Genomic DNA, 20,359 nt, shown 5'->3' on the forward strand with positions numbered 1-20,359 from the left:
GAGAATGAGTAATATCGAAATATTGATTTTAAATTACAGGAAAATTATGGACGCGGAGGGAAACCATGATGAGCAAATTTATCGTCCGCGGTGGCAAAAGACTGACCGGAAGCGTCAAAGTCAGCGGAGCAAAAAATTCAGTTCTTCCGATCATCGCTGCCTCTCTTCTAGGGGAAGTGGGAGAAAGCGTCATTATTGATGCGCCTCCTCTTGACGATGTAATCACAATTAGCAAAGTGTTGGAGTCGCTTGGTGCAGGCGTTACATATCAAGACGAAGTCATACGTGTAAATGCAGAGCACATAGCCACATGTGAAGCACCTTATGAATGGGTGCGGAAAATGCGCGCCTCTTTTTTGGTCATGGGACCACTTCTGGCTCGTTGCGGCCGAACCCGTATCTCACTCCCAGGCGGATGCGCAATCGGTACAAGACCGATCGATCAGCATCTTAAAGGATTCGAAGCGTTGGGTGCCGAGATCAGCCTCGGTCAGGGGTATATTGAAGCTAAAAGTAACGGTAGACTGCGTGGCGCGAAGATTTATCTGGATGTTGCCAGCGTAGGAGCCACTGAGAATATTATGATGGCTGCCACATTAGCAGAAGGTGTAACGACTATCGAAAATGCGGCGAAAGAGCCGGAAATTGTCGATTTAGCTAACTACCTGAACGGAATGGGCGCGATTGTACGCGGTGCAGGTACGGGCGTTATTCGTATCGAAGGTGTTGAGAAGTTGCATGGTGTGAAGCATAATGTCATTCCAGACCGTATCGAAGCAGGAACCTTTATGGCTGCTGCAGCGATTACGGGTGGAGATGTATATGTGGAAGGCGCCATTGCTGATCACTTGGGGCCAGTCATCTCCAAGATGGAAGAGATGGGTGTAACGATTCAGCCTGATGAGAATGGTGTGCGCGTTATTGCGGATAAGCCACTGAAGGCTGTAGACGTTAAGACCTTACCTTATCCAGGATTCCCAACAGATATGCAATCACAGATGATGGCACTCCTACTCGTTTCTGAAGGCACAAGTGTTGTAACAGAAACCGTGTTTGAGAACCGCTTCATGCATGTGGATGAGTTTCAGTTGATGAATGCTGAGATTAAGGTTGAAGGTCGTTCAGCGATTGTGACAGGTGGTGCTCGTCTGACTGGAGCGAAGGTATGTTCAACCGACCTGCGCGCAGGAGCTGCACTGATCTTGGCGGGACTTGTTTCCGAAGGAACGACTGAGGTTAGTGGTACACACCACATCGATCGTGGATATGTTCATTTGGCTGAGAAGCTATCCGGTTTAGGTGCAGATATCTGGCGTATTTCGACAGAGGATAAGGATTATGAGAAAGCACCTAAAGCTTCGAAGACCGATGACAGTAAATTGTTTAAAGTACAGCCAACTTGGGTGTAAGTGTTACTACTTGCGCAATTGCACGAGACGTAACATCATATGAAGAAGGGTCCTGCCAGATGGCAGGGCCCTTTTTTTGTTTACTATCGATGGAGTCTAAAGCTCGCAAGCGATTAAGTTACTATATATTTAGAGAATAGAAATGGGGTAGATTCTTCTTTCTCTCTCAAAAAGGTTCTATCAAATGAAAGGCTCTCATAATTATAAGCAGCTAGTAAAAATGAAAATAGAAGCCGAGTGACTAAGTTTTAAGTTAATTCCGGTGTTCTAAACTGCATAAGGAGGGAGTCGGAATGAAAGATTCGAAGGTTCGTATACAAATCCCCATTACACCAGAGAAGAAAAATTCAAAAGGTTATATATCAAAAGATTATAAAGAAGAAAAGTTTGAAACAGAAGGTTCCAGCGCAAAAGTGATTGAGTGGAAGTTTCCAGCTAGTGAGAATAGTGAAAGTGAATCTAATGACTCTAATATAGAAGGTTTAGAGGAGTGGAACGGTGAAGGAGTTGTTGAAGAATTCTTTAAAAAAATGAAAGTGCCGCGAGAACGGCTTGAACATGAGCATTCATCTCAAGAAGCCGTTAATTCATCCGAGGCAGGCGGTGTAAAGCATGGTAGCGAGGGACACGGCAGTTCTAAGCCTGATGATGTGCGGCTTAGCGGTGAATGGAACGGTAGTGTGAAGCCATACCAAAACCCGCGAGACGCCCGCGCGTTCCGCGCGCGGCCCTCTCGCTTCGGGCGCCGCGGCTTCGCCACGCGGCGTCCAGCGGCCCCTGGCCGGCGGGTGCGGGTGCACCCTGCCGCCTGGGCCGCTGCGGGCCTGCTGGCCCTCGCGCTTGCGCTGCCGCTGCTTGTCGTCGCCCCCGGCGACTACAAGCCCGCACCGCCGGCGCCCGTGCCAGCGCCCGCCCCTTCCGCCGCTCCGCAGGTGGCGGAAGAGCCCACGGTGTCCGTCTATTTAACGAAGACGGACACTGTGGAGACCCTCCCGCTGGAAACCTACATTATCGGCGTCGTAGCCGCCGAAATGCCAGCAGAATTCCAGCTTGAGGCACTTAAGGCCCAAGCCATTGCAGCACGGACCTACATCGTGCAGCGGCTGAAGTCCGGCGACAAGAGCGGTGTGCCGGACGATAAGAGTGATGTGACCGATACGGTTACCCATCAGGCATACATATCACAAGAGAAGCTGAAGCAAGAGTGGGCAGCGCAAGGGAAGCAAGCTGAACTTGATAAGCTGCGGCGAGCCGTTAAGGAAACCAGAGGCATTGTCATGACTTATAACGGTCAGCCGATCACGGCTTCTTTTTTCTCAACTAGTAATGGTTATACTGAAAATTCAGAGGACTATTGGAAGAACGAGATTCCCTATCTTCGAAGTGTAGAGAGCCCCTGGGATGAGCAAATCTCTCCTAAGTTTAAGTCTACGGTCCGGATGTCGCGCGCTGAGTTTTCGAAACGACTTGGTCTATCAGATGCTGCGATACCTGTATCCTCCTCAGGTGGCAACTCGGCATCGTGGATTAAAGTAATCTCTTATACGAAAGGCAACCGAATTCAGGAAGTGAGAATTGGCGGCCAGAAGTTTACAGGTAGAGAAATAAGAGAGAAGCTCGCGCTTCGTTCTAGTCAATTTAGCTGGAGTTTGAAAGACGGGGAAGTGATCATCACGACCTACGGCAACGGGCATGGGGTCGGCATGAGCCAGTACGGCGCAGAGGGAATGGCGCGAGAAGGAGCTAAGGCGAAAGAGATTCTGCGACACTACTATACTGGTATTTCATTTGAAGAAACTTCAAAACTTCTCTCTCCAAAAAAATAATAGAAACACACGTATAAAAGAGTAGAGCCCGGTAACAATGATTACTGAGGTGATTACAAATGAATGAACAAAACAAGAACAGTCAAACCCGCGAAGAAGCTCCTAAAACCAATCAAGGAGAAACGGCGGTAACGTCGTCTTCGTGGAAAAAAATGTTTTCCAGACGGTGGGTGTTCCCGGCAGCATATCTGGCAGCAGCGGCAATTATACTAACCCTCGTGTGGGTCTACCAGGACGCCAGCCAAAAACCGCTTAACACAGACGTGGCTGTAAGTGGTACCGAGAAAGGTACAGATGCCAAGACTGGAGCGGAAGGCAAACAAGAGGATGTTGTTGAAGTTGTGGCTAACGCGCAGAACATGATCTTACCAACAGGCGACGTAGCAGATGTAAGTGTTGTGAAGAAGTTCTATGATGCAGAAGCTCCAGTAGAAGAGAATCAAGAAGCGATGGTTCAGTACAATGATACCTTTACACCGAACCTCGGAATTGACTTTGCTTCTAAAGACGACAAGCCATTTGATGTAAAAGCCACATTGGATGGAACGGTTAGTCGAGTAGAGGATCATCCAGTGAATGGAACGGTGGTAGAAATCACCCACCCGGGAAATCTGAAGACCGTTTATCAAAGCTTGAGCGGTGTGAAGGTTGAGGAAGGTGCAGAAGTGAAGCAAGGCGATACCATCGCAACGGCTGGACGTAGTGAGTTCGAAAAAGAGCTGGGTAACCACTTGCACTTTGAAGTGTACGAGGGCGATAACTTGGCTAACCCATCGGAGTATCTTCCGAAGAAATAAATTTTTCAGTCTATAGACAGTGCCCTTCGGGCACCTAGGGCAGGATCCCATGATCCTGCCTTTTTTCTTTGTCCTCAAGGCTTTAAGGGTAGGTAATGGCGCGAAGATGTCCCGTAAGATGCACTAAAGATTAGGTCTCTTCTTAGCATGTCCTCAAAATAAATGGGTACAGTGGAGCTTGTCACCCCGTGAAACCGCGAATATCCCGCCATGCCATTCATATACTGTACCAAACTATCCACACAGTAGGGAGGCGGGAGCGTGCACGATTACATCAAAGAGCGGACCATTAAAATCGGACGCTGTATCGTGGAAACAAGGCATACAGTCCGTACGATAGCCAAAGAATTTGGCGTATCGAAGAGCACGGTGCATAAGGACTTAACCGAACGTCTGCCGGAGATCAACCCGGACTTAGCGGATCAGGTTAAGCATATTCTCGAATACCACAAGTCAATCCGCCACCTTAGAGGCGGCGAAGCCACCAAGATCAAATACAAAAAGACGGGAAGCGGAAGCCGTGAACCTGTCACAACAGCGAAATCATAATTATAGTTCTTAGGTCGCTAGAAGAAGATTGAATCCCTCCCCTAAAGTATGATATGTTAAAAGATGGTATCAGACTGAATGATAAGGACTTCGTATGCCGATTTACATCATGTTATGCTGCTATTTGTCGAACCTCGGCAGACATGCTCGGAATCAACATTCACTTACCATAAAATAACACTTTGGGGGCTTTTCATGATGTTTAGCAAGGATATTGGAATCGATCTCGGGACAGCGAACGTGCTTATTCACGTCAAAGGGAAGGGGGTAGTGCTTGACGAACCTTCCGTAGTGACCATAGAGAGCGACACCAAAAGAGTCCTTGCCGTCGGGGAAGATGCACGGCGCATGATAGGGCGTACACCCGGTAATATAATGGCTATCCGCCCGCTGAGGGATGGGGTTATTGCCGACTTTGAAATTACAGAAGCGATGCTTAAGTATTTTATTGACCGCGTTGGAGCACGCAGCTGGTACAGCCGTCCTCGCATCCTCATTTGCGCACCTACGAATATTACGTCTGTGGAGCAGAAGGCGATACGAGAAGCGGCAGAGCGAAGCGGTGCGAAAGATGTGTTCCTGGAAGAAGAGCCTAAAGCGGCTGCTATTGGCGCCGGTATGGATATTTATCAGCCTAGTGGTAACATGGTCGTGGACATTGGGGGCGGCACGACAGACGTAGCCGTCCTGTCCATGGGCGATGTGGTAACCGCCTCTTCTATCAAAATGGCTGGGGACAAGTTCGACGAGGCCATTACTAAATACATTAAGAATAAATATAAATTGCTTATCGGAGAGCGTACAGCTGAAGACCTCAAGGTAGCCATCGGAACCGTTCGTCCGGGTGGACGACAAGCGGAGATGGATATTCGAGGCCGAGATATGGTATCGGGACTTCCGCTCACGGTAACTGTTACATCTGCGGAGGTGCAGGAAGCACTATGGGATCCGATGTCATCCATCGTCTTGGCAGCCAAGTTAGTGCTTGAGCGGACACCACCAGAGCTATCGGCAGATATTATTGATCGTGGAGTTATTCTGACAGGCGGCGGCGCACTTCTTCATGGAGTGGACGAGCTGTTAACCGAACAGCTGCGAGTGCCGGTACTGGTAGCAGAGGACCCAATGCACTGTGTCGTTAAGGGAACGGGAATTATGCTGGACAATTTGGATAAAGTGGTTAAGAAAAAATTCTAATCTACCGATATAGAATGGTAGTGAAAGAATTTGTGGAGCTTTTTGAAGGGTCCATGAGAAGGAGAGTGCCTTCATGTTAAGAGGACTTTATAACGCAGCAGCAGGTATGGTTACACAGCAGCGGCGTCATGATACGATTACGCAAAATATTGTGAACTTAAATACGGCTGGCTATAAGCAGACAGACAGTGTGCAGCGCTCCTTTCCGGAAGTGCTTGTATCTATGATTGGTGGCAATGCAGAGAATCCGAATCGAACGGTCGGTAAGCTGAATACCGGTGTGTTCGCAGAGGAGAGTCTGTCACTGTATAAGCAAGGAGCACTTCGCGAGACAGGCCAATCGACAGACTTCGCCCTTGTTTCTCAGCTTGGACTTGTGGATCAGGCGACTGGCGAGAACGTGAATTTTGATGCGTCTGGTAAATATATAGATGGAAACGGTGAAATTACGTATCGTCCTGAAGCTTTTTTTACAGTACAGGATGAGAATGGTGAAGTTCGTTACACAAGGAATGGTCAATTTCAGGTTGATGATCAGGGGAATGTTCTGACGTCGACGGGATACCAGGTATTGGATGCGCGGAATACGCCGATTGTATTGACAGGGCAGTCTGGTAACCTTACAGTGGATGAGCAAGGGCAAATCTTGAGTGAAGCAGGTATTCCGACAGGAGTTACATTAGGAATTACTGTGGTGGACAAGCCTCATCAGCTCGTGCGAGAAGGCAATGGTGTTTTTCGTCTAGATGCAGCGAATGGAGATGGTTCTCGTCTTCTAGCCGCTGGAGATAATGCAATTGTTCGCCAAGGGTTTATTGAAGCGTCCAATGTGGACCCTTCTCAGTCCATGGTTGAATTAACTGCAGCTCTTCGTGCGTACGAGACGAACCAGAAAGTCGTTCAATTTTACGATAAGTCTCTCGAAAAAGCAGTGAATGAGATTGGCAGAGTCTAAGTAAGGCATATGTTCAATACAATATGTCTACACCACAGGAGGTTTGGGTATGAATAACTCCATGATTAGTGCTATGGTGTCTATGAACGCAATGCAGCAGCGACTGGATGTCATTGCTGATAATATTGCGAATGTGGATACGGTTGGATATAAGAGCAAGGATACATCATTTGAAGATGTGCTGACTCAGGTGCAGGGACATCATAAGGATTTCGCGCTGGCTGGACGATCTACGCCGTCAGGATATACGATGGGCTTCGGTACTAGGCTTGCCTCCATTGTTGAGAATTTAGCACAAGGCTCCCATAAGGAAACAGGGAACCCGCTGGATCTTGCGATTGAAGGGAATGCGATGTTTGCGGTGCAAGGTAATGGCGGTATCGCGTATACACGTGAAGGTGGGTTTCGTGTCTCACCTGATCCGCAGAATGCAGCTTATGTGAATCTGGTTAACAATCAAGGGTATCAGGTTCTGGACCGAAATAATAACCCGATTCGTATACCTGCGAACGCCAAAGTTGCTGTAGACGGTGCTGGGCAGGTATTGGCCGAGACTGCTGCTGGACGAACTGTAGTAGGTACGCTGAAGCTTGCTGAATTGCAGCGTCCAGAGGGACTTGTGCAGATGGATGGCAATCTATACATGCTGGCTGCAGGTCTGACGGAAGCACAGGTATTCGAAGCACCGCAAGCAGATCCTACGCAGCTGAAATCTGAAGTTCAATCCGGATTTTTGGAACAGTCTAACGTGAGTATGTCGGACGAAATGACGAAGATGATGGAAGTCCAGCGAGCTTATCAGCTGGCTGCACGCGCGCTGAGCTCCAGCGACACCATGATGAACCTTGCCAACACTATGCGAGGATAGGTGGTATGAACCGTGAGTGAAGCAAGCGAGCCTAAACGACGTAAGACTTCAGGGTGGAAGATCGCTCTTAGAATCATGGTTCCGATCTTTTTGCTACTGGCTTTGGTCGGTGGAATGGTAGTCGGATATGTCGTCTTAGGTAAACAGGATATCGGGGAAGCTTTCCAGTGGAGTACTTGGAAGCATGTTTTCGATTTAGTCTTTGCTCCTTAAATGGAGTAAGGTATAGAACGAGCGAATAATGGTTTAAGACTCCCCCTGGGGGAGTTTTCTTTTTTTTCACGAAAACGTTATAATGGGATGGACTAGCGCATTTTTTAGACATATCAATAAAAAAGGGCCTCCTCCTAGGCGAACGCCTATAGAGAAAGCCCCTTATCTCAACCTTCATGTCTGCAGGTAATGAAGGATATCTTTAGTTTTTCCGTATCCGCCATATTTTATGCATGAGTTGGCATGAAATAACACACCTGAGAAACGAGTTGTTGCTTTTCAAAGGTAGTGCTTAGCGGTTACTTACATAAGAGAGGAGTTTTTTTGTGCTGAATATCGGACAAATTCAAGAGATTATACCTCATCGCCCACCGTTCCTGCTCGTGGACAAGATCGTGGAAATCGAGGACGGCAAGAGAGCCGTAGGAATCAAGAATGTAACTATTAACGAGCCTTTTTTTGTTGGACATTTTCCAGAATACGCAGTTATGCCGGGTGTGCTGATTGTGGAAGCACTTGCTCAGGTTGGAGCCGTAGCGATTCTGAATGTGGAGAGCAATCGTGGCAAGCTTGGTTTCTTGGCAGGTGTTGATGGCTTCCGTTTCCGCGGACAGGTTGTACCTGGTGATACTCTGCGCCTTGAAGTTGAAATCACCCGCCTTAAAGGGATGATTGGTAAAGGGAAGGCAACGGCATCGGTTGATGGCCGTACGGTCGCAGAAGGCGAGATTATGTTCGCACTATCAGACAAAAAGTAATAGAGACTTCGATAACTATTTTTGGATATGGAAGGGGAAATTATCATGGCAGTAATGAGTCAGAGAACAGTGGAGACTGTAGATCGTTGGCTAAATGATCCTTATGTAGATGAAGAGACGAAGCAGGAACTGCGTGCAATCGGAAATGACGAGAAAGAATTAGAAGAGCGGTTCTACCGTGACTTGGAGTTCGGAACAGGTGGTCTTCGTGGGATCATTGGCGCGGGTAGCAATCGGATCAATAAATATACAGTAGGTCGTGCAACTCAAGGCCTTGCTCGTTATATCCTGGATGCTCACGGCACTGCAGAGGGAAAGCCTTCGGTCGTTATTGCCCATGATTCCCGTCATTTCTCACCAGAGTTTGCTCTCGAAGCGGCGCTTGTACTAGCAGGCAATGGCATTGTTGCAAAGCTGTATCCACGCCTTCGGTCCACGCCTCAGTTATCATTTAGTGTTCGTGAGCTAAATGCTACAGGTGGGATTGTGATCACAGCAAGCCACAACCCTCCGGAGTATAACGGCTATAAGGTGTATAACTCGGAAGGTGGCCAGTTGGTACCGGATGAAGCGGAGCAAGTTATTTCGAATATCCAGGAGGTAGATTCTTTTGCTGCTGTGAAGAAGCTATCTCAAGAACAAGCAGAGGCAGAAGGGCTTCTGGTTTGGCTTGGCGAGAAAGAAGATCAAGCGTTTATCGACACTGTAGCAAGTATTAGTGTGAACCGTGATCTGATTTCTTCTAAGCTAGGAGAAGATATTAAGATTGTCTATACTCCACTGCATGGAACAGGGAATATTCCAGTTCGTCAGGTGCTTGAGGCTGTCGGCTTTAAGCATGTATACATTGTTCCTGAGCAGGAACAGCCAGATGCAGAGTTCTCTACTGTGAAGTCTCCAAATCCAGAAGAGCGTGAAGCATTCACACTTGCGATGAAGCTGGGTGAAGAAGTTTCTGCAGACATTCTGATCGGAACAGATCCTGATGCGGACCGTATGGGAGCCGTGGTGAAGAACAACCAAGGCGAATATGTGGTTCTATCCGGTAATCAGTCGGGTGCGATTATGATTCATTATCTGCTCAGTCAATTGAAGGAAGCGGGTAAGCTACCTGATAATGCTGCAGTCGTGAAGACGATTGTAACGAGTGAGATGGGTGCGGTTATCGCTGAGCACTACGGAGCAACAGTCATGAACACACTCACAGGTTTTAAATATATCGGTGAAAAAATGACCCAGTTCAAACAATCCGGTGAGCATACATATCTGTTCGGATATGAGGAAAGCTACGGCTATCTTGCAGGAGATTATGCACGCGACAAAGATGCAGTGCTTGCTAGCATGCTGATCTGTGAAGCGGCTGCTTATTATAAAGGTCAAGGTAAGACCCTTTATGATGTATTGCAAGAGCTATACGAGCAATTTGGGTACTTCCTGGAGAGCCTCGAGTCCCGTACGCTCAAAGGTAAAGATGGCATTGCTCAGATTCAAGGCATTATGAGCGATTGGCGCAGTACGCCTCCAACAGAAGTTGGCGGTATTGCGGTTGAGCGCGTGCTTGACTATGCAGAAGGTCTTGATGGACTACCGAAGGAGAATGTACTGAAGTACATGCTCACAGACGGTTCTTGGTTCTGTTTGCGTCCATCTGGCACTGAGCCGAAGATTAAGGTGTATTTTGCAGTTCGGGGTCAGTCACTTGAAGACGCACAGCAAAAGATGCAGACGCTCGCAAGTCATGTCATGACCAGAGTAGATGCTTAATCGATAAATTAGGTATAGATTTAAACGACCGGGGTTCTTTCGCGATTGATTACTCAGCGGAAGAATCCCGTAAGTTCAATGAGGAGGAACTTTCGTGCATCAGAAATGGAAACACTGGAATGTGGCAGCTCGTAAGTGGCTGTGGATTCTAGTTGTTCTGGGCGTTGCGGCCGCTCTGCCTGTTGGCTATGACCGCTTACAGACTGAATCAACGGCTAAGAATGTTGAGTTTGTATTTGACTATCGTGACTTGGTGGATATATCGGTTTATCAGGCCCATCCACAGGACTTTATTTCAGAACAGTTGGACCGGTTGAAGGAAGCCGGTGTTAGCAGTATGGCTTTATTCGAAAGTACATTGGATGAATTCGTCAAGTCACGGCGGATCACAGTATACGATGGGCAGCAAGTAGCCGATCTGACAGGAAATGTTACCCCAACGAATGATAACTATACGTACATCACTTTTAATACAGATGAGAGTAAGAATCAGATTAAGCCGATCATTGAAGAAACTTTCAAGAGAATTGATATTCCAGTACGTTCATGGACGTTCAAAGATCACGACGGGTTAATACTGGAGACGCCTAAAGCGAATGCATACCTGAAGCCGATGACTCAAGACCCAATTACGATTGCTATGCTTCGGGAACGTGGCTTTACGATTGTTCCGCGTCTATCCGACAGCTTACCGTATGATCAGGCATATATGGAGCGTTTGATGTCTTATTTTGCCGATAACGGGGTCAAACGGGTTCTATTCGACGGTGAATCCGTAAAAGGTTTTAATGACAATGAAGACATGGAGAGCTTGGAGGCCTTTGGTGAACTGCTAAATAAGTACAACATCGGTCTTACAGCCATTGAGAATATAAAGAAGCCGCAAAAAGGCTTTGAAAAGCTCGCCTATCTCACCGACTATAATGTTGTGCGTATTTATTCACTGAGTGAGAGAGATGCATCTTTGAAAGTGGATGTGATTAGCGATCGTTTCGTACTCGCATCCAAAGACCGGAATATCCGGATGTTCTATTTGAATGCAGAACCGCTTAGAGATTCCACAAAAGCATCGATCACAGATCCAATCAACAATCTCATTGAGAGCTTGACTGAGCCAGGAAATGCGATTAAGGATATTGAGAAAAATGGCTTTACAATTGGACAAGCAGAGCCGTTTAAGGTTAAGGACTCCTCCATGCAGCGCTATTTCAAGATTGGTGCTCTTATTGGATCGGTCGCGCTTATCGCGCTGATGATATCGTACTTCATTCCGTTCCTGACTATTCCAGCCTTCGTGCTTGGACTTATTGGAAGTGCGGGGCTGTATGTCTTGAACGCCGAATTGATGGAACAAGCTTTGGCACTGGGAACATCGATTAGTGGTCCTACGGTTGCTATGATTCTGGCTATTCGCAAAGTGAATGTCGCTAGCCGTACATTCACAGATATCAGTACGGGAAGACGCTTAACGCACGCGATCGTGCTGTTCTTGAAGACAACGATTCTATCCCTTGCAGCAGTACCGCTTGTGATCGCGCTGCTGAACAATGTGACATACATGCTGGTATTGGATCAATTCCGCGGTGTTAACCTGCTGGCTATGGCGCCTATGTTACTGACGGCGATATATGTACTCTTGTATCGCGGTGGTAAGGCAACACGCAGTGGCGTAACATCTCTGCTCAAGACACCGATTAATATTGCAATGGTTATCGCTGCGGGTATTCTGGGTGTCGCTGGTATGTACTACTTAAGCCGTACAGGAAATGCAGGTCAGGTATCATCGATTGAGATGGCATTCCGTTCATTCTTAGAGAACACCTTCGGTGTACGTCCACGGAATAAAGAATTCCTGTTCGCTCATCCGATTATGCTGCTCGGTCTGTTCCTGTCATTTAAATACCGCCATGCAGCGTATCTGTTAATTTTCGGTGCAATGGGTCAATTGTCAATCGTCGGTACATTTACGCATATCCATTCACCAATCTATATTTCGGCGGTCCGTGGATTGCTTGGTCTTGTTCTCGGACTCATTCTTGGCTTGGTTGCGATCTTGGTATGGCAACTCGCGGAAAGGATCTGGAAAAGATGGTCTCCTCTACTAAGACAATAGTCATTTCCGGATATTACGGATTTAAGAATAGCGGTGATGAAGCCGTTTTGAAATCAATTTTGACTGCGCTCGAAGAGCAGGGAAAGGCAGCGGGTATTAAGATTGAACCCGTTGTCCTTTCTATCAATCCGGAGTGGACATCATCCATGTATGGTGTCCGTGCGGTACATCGAATGCAGCTTGGTGAAGTTAGACGTGCGATTCAAGAAAGTGACGGATTGATCAGCGGGGGAGGGAGCTTGCTTCAGGATGCAACCAGCCCCAAGACGATCCCGTATTATCTGGCGATCATCAAGATTGCACAGTGGCTGAAGAAACCAACCTTTATCTATGCACAAGGTGTGGGACCTGTGAATCGAAAGATATTTAATCCCATGATTCGGTCTGTGTTCCGCAAATGCTCTTATATCTCGGTACGAGATATACAATCGGGAGAGCTCCTTCAGTCAATGGGCATTCGCTCAGAGGACATTCACATTGTCCCTGATCCTGTGATGGGAATGCCTTTGCCTGAGCAGAATAATGAAGAGCTTGGTGATCTTTCAATTTCAGGTGAAGAAGAGCTTCCTGTAATCGGCATTTCGGTCCGTTTCTGGGATAAGGAACGCCGGGAATTGAATGCGATAGCTGATGCACTGACAGAACTAGCTCGTAAGCGGCCCGTTCATTTAAGGTTCCTGCCGTTTTATCAGCCCGAAGATGAACAAGCTTCACAGTATATTGCGGACAAGATGGGTGATATTACATCATACGGTGGAAAGATAAGCTTCTACCGGGAGGAACAGCAACCTCAAGATATGCTTCTTGAAGTAAGCCGCTGTGACTTGATTCTTGGCATGCGTCTACACAGCTTGATCTATGCAGCCAATCAGCGTGTACCTCTCATCGGTATTTCGTATGATCCGAAGATCGATCATTTTCTGAAGCGGCTGGACAGTGCACCTATAGGGAGCAGCCAATCACTGGTTCCTGCAGATTTGACAAGGCATATGATTACAATGCTGGACTCCTTAGCAGCTTGGAAGGAAGAGCATAGTGCTCAGATCACACAGCTTAAGCAGGAATCTCAGAACCCAGCCCGGCATATTGTTGAATTCCTAGGTAATAGAAGGTGATAAAGTGAACCAGACAACCAAGATTCCAACCGTTTCTATTTTTGATATACCGTTCTCGAAGCTGAATATGGATGATACGGTGGCGTACCTAACAGAAGCCGTTAAATCCGGAAGACCGCATCAGGTTATTACCGCGAATCCAATCATGGTTATGACTGCACTCGACAATCCGGAGTACAAGACCATGATGCAGAACGCAGATATAATTGTTCCTGATGGTACGGGGATCGTATGGGCAGCGAACGTAGGTGGCGATCCGCTTAACGAACGTGTAACCGGTTTTGATATGCTACATGAATTAATGAAGGTTGGCGAAAGCTATAGATGGAAATTCTATTTGCTGGGTACGACACCGGAAGTGATTCAGGCAGCAGCCGAGCGGTTACAAATGCAGTATCCGGCAGCTGTGATTGCCGGATATCGTGATGGATTTTTTGGACCAGAACAAGATGATGAGGTTATTGAAGAGATTAGAGCAGTATCTCCAGACTTGCTGTTTGTGGCCCGTGGGGCAGACACGCAGGAGCCTTGGATTGCTCGATATAAAGAACGTCTCGGCGTACCTGTCATGATGGGTGTTGGCGGCAGCTTTGATATTATTTCGGGTAAGTCCAAACGGGCACCCAAAGTATTTCAAAAGCTCCGTTTGGAGTGGTTCTATCGTTTATTACGTGAGCCATCCCGGGCCAAAAGAATGCTTGCGCTCCCGAAATTCGCAGTTAAAGTACTGCGTGAGAAAGAAAAAGTTACGAAAACAAGCTAATTAACTCTTTTTTGTGGGTAAAATCCGGTAAATCGCCGGAAATTAACATTGGTTTTCGGAAGCGAAGGGAGTATAATTCAACACGGTAGACAATATTGGGGGTTGAATGATTACATGGTAACGATATACATCATCGGGTTTGTCGTGTCGTTGGTACTGGCTCTGTTCTTGACACCGCTCGTGAAAAAATTTGCGGTAAAGGTTGGCGCTGTGGACGTTCCGGATGCCCGTAAAGTGCATACACGAATCATGCCCCGGCTGGGCGGATTAGGAATTTATCTGGCATTTATCCTCGGATTGATTGCCGTGCTCCCTTTTATTCCTGAAAGTCTGTCACCACGTGACGCAAACTTTATGAAAGCTTTTCTTATTGGCGGATCGATGATCGTCCTGATCGGAGCATTGGACGACCGTTTCCAACTGTCTGCTAAGGTGAAATTTCTGGCGCAGATTATTGCTGCCTGTGTTGTTGTGTTTGGATTTAATATTACAGTTGATTTTGTTAATATACCTTTCCAGGACCGTTACTCGACGCTTGAAGCCTGGATTTCCATTCCGCTAACGATTTTCTGGATCGTTGGTGTGACGAATGCCATTAACCTGATCGATGGGCTTGATGGTCTGGCTGCCGGTGTATCCGGTATTGCCATTAGTACGATTCTTGTCATGTCCCTCTTGATGGGGAATACGACAGTAGCACTGCTCTGCTTGCTCTTGCTCGGCGGAATTATCGGATTTCTATTCTTTAACTTCCATCCGGCTAAGATCTTTATGGGGGATGCAGGCTCACTGTTCCTTGGGTTCAGTTTGGCCATGCTGTCCTTGCTCGGATTTAAGCAGATTGCGATTGTCTCCTTCATCACGCCACTGATCATTATCGGTGTGCCTTTGTCGGATACTCTCTTCGCCATCATCCGCCGGAAGATCCAGAAGAAACCGATCTTTGCTCCAGATAAAGGGCATTTGCACCACTGCTTACGCGAACTTGGTTTCAGCCATCGCCAGTCGGTTCTGATTATTTATGGTATTGCTGCATTCTTCGGAGTGCTGGCTATCATTCAGTCCTCAGCTGCGATGTATGAAGCGAACTGGGTCACATTCGTCGTGATCTGTATCATGATGTTCTTCCTGCAGATCGGTGCAGAGGTAATTGGATTGGTCGGTAAGACCAAGCGCCCACTGCTCGGACTCATCAACCGGATTCGAGTGAAGACGAACGCAGAGTCCCGCACGAAATAACAAGTTTAGGTATTAATAATTTTAATACCCTACTATTAAATGAAGTTTTCAGTTATCGTAACTTTTTCTCATATCACTACACAGCATGTGTACAAGCAACCTCACCGAATAAGGGTGAGGTTTTTTTGTGTTTTCTTCTAAAATAAGGGGAGGATGGTGCCGATATAAGAGGTAATTGACTTAACTGAGGAGAGATGATCGAATGCAGCGTACGAAGAAGCCGATTGTTTGGCTGATGATGGTGGCTATGATTGTGTCGTTGATACCAGCAGGGCTTGTACCGACGGCATCGGCAGCTGACAAGCTTACTAGTTATTTTACTCCGGATATTTCAGATCTACGAAATACGGTTGACTTAACATTGACAAAGACACCTGAAGATAAACAATTATCCAGAGGTAATGTTTACAAAGTAACTGATGCACAGCAAGAGATTACAGGGACATACAGAATGGTCACGGACTCCACACTCGGAGCCAATGTCCAATTACTTAACTGGGATCAAAATAAGAAAGAGTGGATAGAGGATTCCGGTCGTATTGCCCCGGCCGTGGTTACACTTGATCACGAAAGACCGGACCAACGATTCAAGGCGAACCTTACCTTGTACCCTGGTATGAACCGAGTTACTTTTACAGGGCAGCAGGGTCAAGTTGAACGTTCTGAGACATTTTATATTTTGTTTGATCAAGTGCCTTATGTTGAAAAGCTACAGGTACTAGGTGGATCAGACAATCTCGATTTGAATGAAGGCGCTCAGATCGTTGTAAATCGAGATGAAATTACTTTGCAGGGTAAAGCGATGAATACAACCAAGGTGACTGTATCCATCAATAATGGATCAGCCTTGTCAACATCATTACTGCAAGATGGTAGCTTCTTCTCACCACAGCTTAAGCTGAATCCGGGATTAAATAGCTTGAAGCTGGTAGCACAGAATGGCTCTGACTCGCTTACATTCAACTACTCTTTGTTTTATTACGATGAGAAGAATCCGATCGTACTCCTTGATTTGTTGGATTCGAAAGGTGAGAATCCACAAAGTCTTCTTGGAGTGCAGCCAATCTTTACAGAGGATACAGACAATGCGATGGTAAGAGTGCAGATGCTGGTTCCTGAGGATACTGCGAATAATACAAAGTTTAGTGAAAGTGCAGAGATATTGGTCAATGATAATAAGGTGACACCATCGTTTACGGAGGAACTCTTCATTCCGAGTGTTAAGGGGAACACTCCTTCTTACTGGATGGTAACATTCGAAATCCCTAAGTTGGCGCTCAACAAGGATACGAGTGGAGAGAGATTACTTAATCAGAAGCATGTGTTATCCGTAACATATGGCACTAAGACAATAAACAAGCGAATGGACTTTCAGTATATGAAAGGACAGACGGTTATTACGGGATTGAAATATCTTAAAGGATATGAGGGCAGTGGAACGATTCCGGCAGGGGAAGCACTGAACGGAGCTAAGGTGGATTCGGGAGATTTCTATATTTTGGTGAATACGAACGGAAAGCCTGCAGATCCTCAAAACGGTCTAAGAGCTAATTATCTTCCCCTTGGAACAAGCTCTATTCAGATTGATTATGTGACGAATGTTTCGAATACCAGTTATGTGTACCGAATTGTTGGACTGAAGAACGGCAACCAGACGGTGCGATTTAACTATAGTGGTTCAACAGCGTACAAGGATGCTACCATTTCATTCGCATCCAAGAACTATATTTATATAGAGAATTTAATTGATGGACAGACTTATACGCTGGATTCTGCAAATGGAACTAACTTGAATGTTAAAGGTCAATATATTGGGTTCGATAACACAATTAACAGTAATCATTTCCTTGCTGAAGTATTTGTGAATGGTAAGAAAGTCAAATCAACGAATACAACAGAGGGTCTTGACCCTACGTGGTTAACTAAAAGTAGTGGTCAATTCGATATCCAATTGAACATCTCTATGAAAGATGGTCCGCTAGTATTCGGGGAGAATAAAATTATCCTTACGGGAATTGGCACAGATGGTAAAGGACAAGCGAGAGAAATCCGCAAAGAACTTCGTATTTATATCGTAGATAACAATGTATCGACGATTGCGAATTTCCAGCCAGCACTTGGTAAAGATCGTCCTAGCTTCCCACCAAGAGATTTCAGTGCAGCTGATCCGCTCTTGAAACAGATCTTTAACTTAACACCTGAATTTATTTACAATGATAATAAGTTTACAACAAGCTTAGGTACGTACGACCTTGTATTCCGTGGAAGTGGTGCCGTCAAGCTGAACTTGAACCAGGGTACAAAGAACATTTTGTCCGTGGACCTGCCAGCGGTTACAACGACGAACGAGGTAGTTATATTTAATGGTGAGCGGTATACGTATGATTTCGCAGGTACTCAGAATGACTTTATTATGCGAATTCATGATATTACGGCAAGTGCACCAGGAACGAATGTGTATACATTAGAATTGTTGAATGAAACTGGGGCGAAGACAACCCAGCGTCTAGAATTGGTTCGTGAAGTAGCTGCATATCGTATTCTTGCTCCACAACCTACCGTCGGTAAACAGATTGTAGTGAATAAGAACTTTGTTCGTTTCGATATTGAAGCAGAGGGTGCAACAGAGGTCATTATAGGTAATGAACCGGCAGCGAAGCGTACAGATTTAGGCGAGCATCGCTTTGTATATGATTATGTTGGGTTGAAGCAAGATAAATCCAATAAGATCAAGATCACAATTAATCGGGCAGGCACCAAGATTTCAGACACCATCGAAGTGTTTTATACAGGGACTGTTGGTGTAGATGCACAATATATGGCTCCGAAAGTAGCTAATAAGTATACGGTCTTTAACAAGGAATTGCTGCTTGATCTCCCTAAAGGGACGGTAATGCAGAGTACTGATACAAGAGGAATTGCAAAATATTATCCAGATACGAAACTTTTGTTCGGTATTGCAGATCCAATAACGGGAATCGTTGAACGGAAGAATGATTACGGGAATATCATTGGTTTCCCTGGAACCGGTGAGGATAGTGGAGCTCCATCATGGAGCATACCAGATGAATACTTACTTAAATTCGGGTCGACATCGCAGTCCAGCAACTTTGGACGAATTTCACAAGTCTACTGGATTAGTGGAGGACTCGGGGAGAAAGGTGATCTGGGGACAGCCACTTATGCGGGTAAGACGAATGGATTGACGCCTTATTCGGTGGAAGGATTGTTTGGTGATCCACAGATTCCTGCTGAGCGGAGAATTACACCATCGAAACGAGGAACTTTGACGTTGTCCTTTAATTCGAATGTGGTAGATGAAGCAGGTGCAACAATTACCGTTTATCGATATACCGCAAAACGGCAATGGGAGAACATTGGTGGAGAAGTCAACATGAAGAACCATACCATTAGCGTTCCATTCGACGAGTTCGGTTATTATAAAGTCATGAAATTAAGTCGTAGCTATAATGACGTGACGAACCATAACTGGGCACGTAATATTTTGAATGGTCTTTATGCGAAAGGCTTTATGAATAACCTTCGCTTTGAACAGTTCGGTACAGACGATCAGACAACGAGAGGGGAGTTCACAACACTTCTTGTAAAAGGTTTGAGTCTGCCAATTAACTCTGATGACAATCGTACATTTGTAGACATCGTACCAGGCTCGCGGTCTGCAACATGGGATTATGACAGCATCGAGACAGCAGCAAGAGCAGGGATCGTGGCAGGTCTTACGGATGGAGTGTTTGCTCCAGATCAACCACTAACTCGTGAACAGGCAGCGGTCATGATTGCCCGTGCACTGAAACTCAAGCTAGCTAATAACGATGCCAAACTTGAAGCTTCACTTGCTAAAGCCTTCGTCGATTCAGGCAAAATTGATAAATATGCGGGTCCTGCAGTACTGGCCGTATCCAAAGCTAAGATCATGGAAGGTTCGGCGTCCACACCTGCTGGGCAGAAGAAACCGCAATATAGCTTCAATCCAAAAGGCAATCTGACTCGTGCAGAAGCTGGTAAAATTGCCGTTGAGCTTCTGAAGAAGAGTACGAATGTCTTCCCTAAGAACCTGAGTTAGGCTGAAGTTAAGGGAATAGCTTCCCCTATATAGTGGCGCAGAAATCTTGCTAGAATCAAGTATAAGAGGAGAGCGGTATGGTCCGGCTCTCCTCTTATTTTTCTCTATATTAAGTCTAGCTATCTATTGACAATAATCCTATCAAGCTTACAATTCTTTGTAATTTGATTTAGAATGCGCTACAATAACCAGAGCACATACTATTTTTTAGAGGGTGAAGAAGAATTTATGAAGCCGATTTTATCGAAAGCACAGTTGGACTATATGAAGGCGAAGACTCAATTCGAAGATAGAGCCAAGGTTATGGAGAAGAAGATTGAGCTTGCTCGCGGTGTTCATGATGAGATTACACAAGAAATCATGGAAGGACTCGTAATGGAGACAGGCTTCCACGATGCATTTAATGAATTGACACTGGCAGAGAACGCCTTAATCCAGTGGTCCCACGTTACCATTAAACATGAGAAGACTTATCGTGATAATAAAGTCGAAATCGAAATGATGTATAGTAAGCTTAATGAAGATCCAGAAATGCGTGCTCGGGTTATCCAGCTTGCTATGAAGATCCGCTAGATTATGACAAAGGCGCCGAAAGGCGTCTTTTTTTGTTTTAATGCCACGAAAGTGATATGTTAGATGAAGTTTCAGCGAATTATTTGAGTTTTTTTAAAAAAAATCAAAAAAACTTGGAAACATCCGCAACTTTTTC

General features: G+C 46.0%; 16 protein-coding genes. All 16 read left to right on the top strand.

Annotated elements, in window-relative coordinates:
* Positions 1–68 precede the first annotated feature (68 nt).
* A complete protein-coding gene (gene murA / locus AC3WJJ_RS20690) occupies positions 69–1,409 on the top strand; it encodes a UDP-N-acetylglucosamine 1-carboxyvinyltransferase (protein ID WP_422658607.1) in 1,341 nt (446 codons plus the stop codon).
* Positions 1,410–1,702: 293 nt separating this feature from the next.
* Positions 1,703–3,235, top strand: coding sequence for a stage II sporulation protein D (spoIID, locus tag AC3WJJ_RS20695; protein WP_492543536.1), 1,533 nt, complete (start codon positions 1,703–1,705; stop codon positions 3,233–3,235).
* A gap of 59 nt (positions 3,236–3,294) precedes the next feature.
* Positions 3,295–4,032: a peptidoglycan DD-metalloendopeptidase family protein gene (locus AC3WJJ_RS20700; RefSeq protein ID WP_422658605.1), complete on the top strand. Its 738-nt coding sequence runs from the start codon at positions 3,295–3,297 to the stop codon at positions 4,030–4,032.
* A gap of 261 nt (positions 4,033–4,293) precedes the next feature.
* On the top strand, positions 4,294–4,581 hold the full coding sequence (gene spoIIID, locus AC3WJJ_RS20705) for a sporulation transcriptional regulator SpoIIID (protein ID WP_054954622.1): 288 nt from the start codon (positions 4,294–4,296) through the stop codon (positions 4,579–4,581).
* Positions 4,582–4,779: 198 nt separating this feature from the next.
* The gene (locus tag AC3WJJ_RS20710; protein WP_422661565.1) at positions 4,780–5,778 is read left to right on the top strand and encodes a rod shape-determining protein; all 999 of its coding nucleotides are present in this window, start codon (positions 4,780–4,782) and stop codon (positions 5,776–5,778) included.
* Positions 5,779–5,851: 73 nt separating this feature from the next.
* Complete coding sequence (locus AC3WJJ_RS20715; protein ID WP_492543537.1) at positions 5,852–6,733, top strand: flagellar hook-basal body protein; 882 nt, start codon at positions 5,852–5,854, stop codon at positions 6,731–6,733.
* A gap of 49 nt (positions 6,734–6,782) precedes the next feature.
* On the top strand, positions 6,783–7,601 hold the full coding sequence (locus AC3WJJ_RS20720; RefSeq protein WP_492543538.1) for a flagellar hook-basal body protein: 819 nt from the start codon (positions 6,783–6,785) through the stop codon (positions 7,599–7,601).
* 75 nt (positions 7,602–7,676) lie between these two features.
* On the top strand, positions 7,677–7,814 hold the full coding sequence (locus tag AC3WJJ_RS20725; protein WP_422661564.1) for a DNA-directed RNA polymerase subunit beta: 138 nt from the start codon (positions 7,677–7,679) through the stop codon (positions 7,812–7,814).
* 326 nt (positions 7,815–8,140) lie between these two features.
* On the top strand, positions 8,141–8,572 hold the full coding sequence (gene fabZ, locus AC3WJJ_RS20730; RefSeq protein WP_422658602.1) for a 3-hydroxyacyl-ACP dehydratase FabZ: 432 nt from the start codon (positions 8,141–8,143) through the stop codon (positions 8,570–8,572).
* Positions 8,573–8,617: 45 nt separating this feature from the next.
* Positions 8,618–10,336: a phospho-sugar mutase gene (locus AC3WJJ_RS20735; protein ID WP_492543539.1), complete on the top strand. Its 1,719-nt coding sequence runs from the start codon at positions 8,618–8,620 to the stop codon at positions 10,334–10,336.
* Positions 10,337–10,430: 94 nt separating this feature from the next.
* Positions 10,431–12,449 carry a DUF5693 family protein gene (locus AC3WJJ_RS20740; RefSeq protein ID WP_492543540.1) on the top strand — a complete coding sequence of 673 codons (2,019 nt, stop codon included), beginning with the start codon at positions 10,431–10,433 and terminating at the stop codon, positions 12,447–12,449.
* Positions 12,425–13,564 carry a polysaccharide pyruvyl transferase CsaB gene (gene csaB, locus AC3WJJ_RS20745; RefSeq protein WP_492543625.1) on the top strand — a complete coding sequence of 380 codons (1,140 nt, stop codon included), beginning with the start codon at positions 12,425–12,427 and terminating at the stop codon, positions 13,562–13,564. The genes AC3WJJ_RS20740 and csaB overlap by 25 nt, the downstream gene beginning before the upstream one ends.
* A 4-nt stretch (positions 13,565–13,568) precedes the next feature.
* Positions 13,569–14,327 carry a WecB/TagA/CpsF family glycosyltransferase gene (locus tag AC3WJJ_RS20750; protein ID WP_492543541.1) on the top strand — a complete coding sequence of 253 codons (759 nt, stop codon included), beginning with the start codon at positions 13,569–13,571 and terminating at the stop codon, positions 14,325–14,327.
* Between the two features lie 114 nt (positions 14,328–14,441).
* The gene (locus tag AC3WJJ_RS20755; RefSeq protein ID WP_422661563.1) at positions 14,442–15,566 is read left to right on the top strand and encodes a glycosyltransferase family 4 protein; all 1,125 of its coding nucleotides are present in this window, start codon (positions 14,442–14,444) and stop codon (positions 15,564–15,566) included.
* Between the two features lie 202 nt (positions 15,567–15,768).
* Complete coding sequence (locus AC3WJJ_RS20760; protein ID WP_492543542.1) at positions 15,769–19,650, top strand: S-layer homology domain-containing protein; 3,882 nt, start codon at positions 15,769–15,771, stop codon at positions 19,648–19,650.
* A gap of 228 nt (positions 19,651–19,878) precedes the next feature.
* Positions 19,879–20,223 (top strand): hypothetical protein, encoded by a 345-nt coding sequence (locus tag AC3WJJ_RS20765; RefSeq protein ID WP_422658596.1) that lies wholly within the window; start codon positions 19,879–19,881, stop codon positions 20,221–20,223.
* Positions 20,224–20,359 lie beyond the last annotated feature (136 nt).

This window comes from Paenibacillus sp. FW507-14B1B (assembly GCF_058781425.1).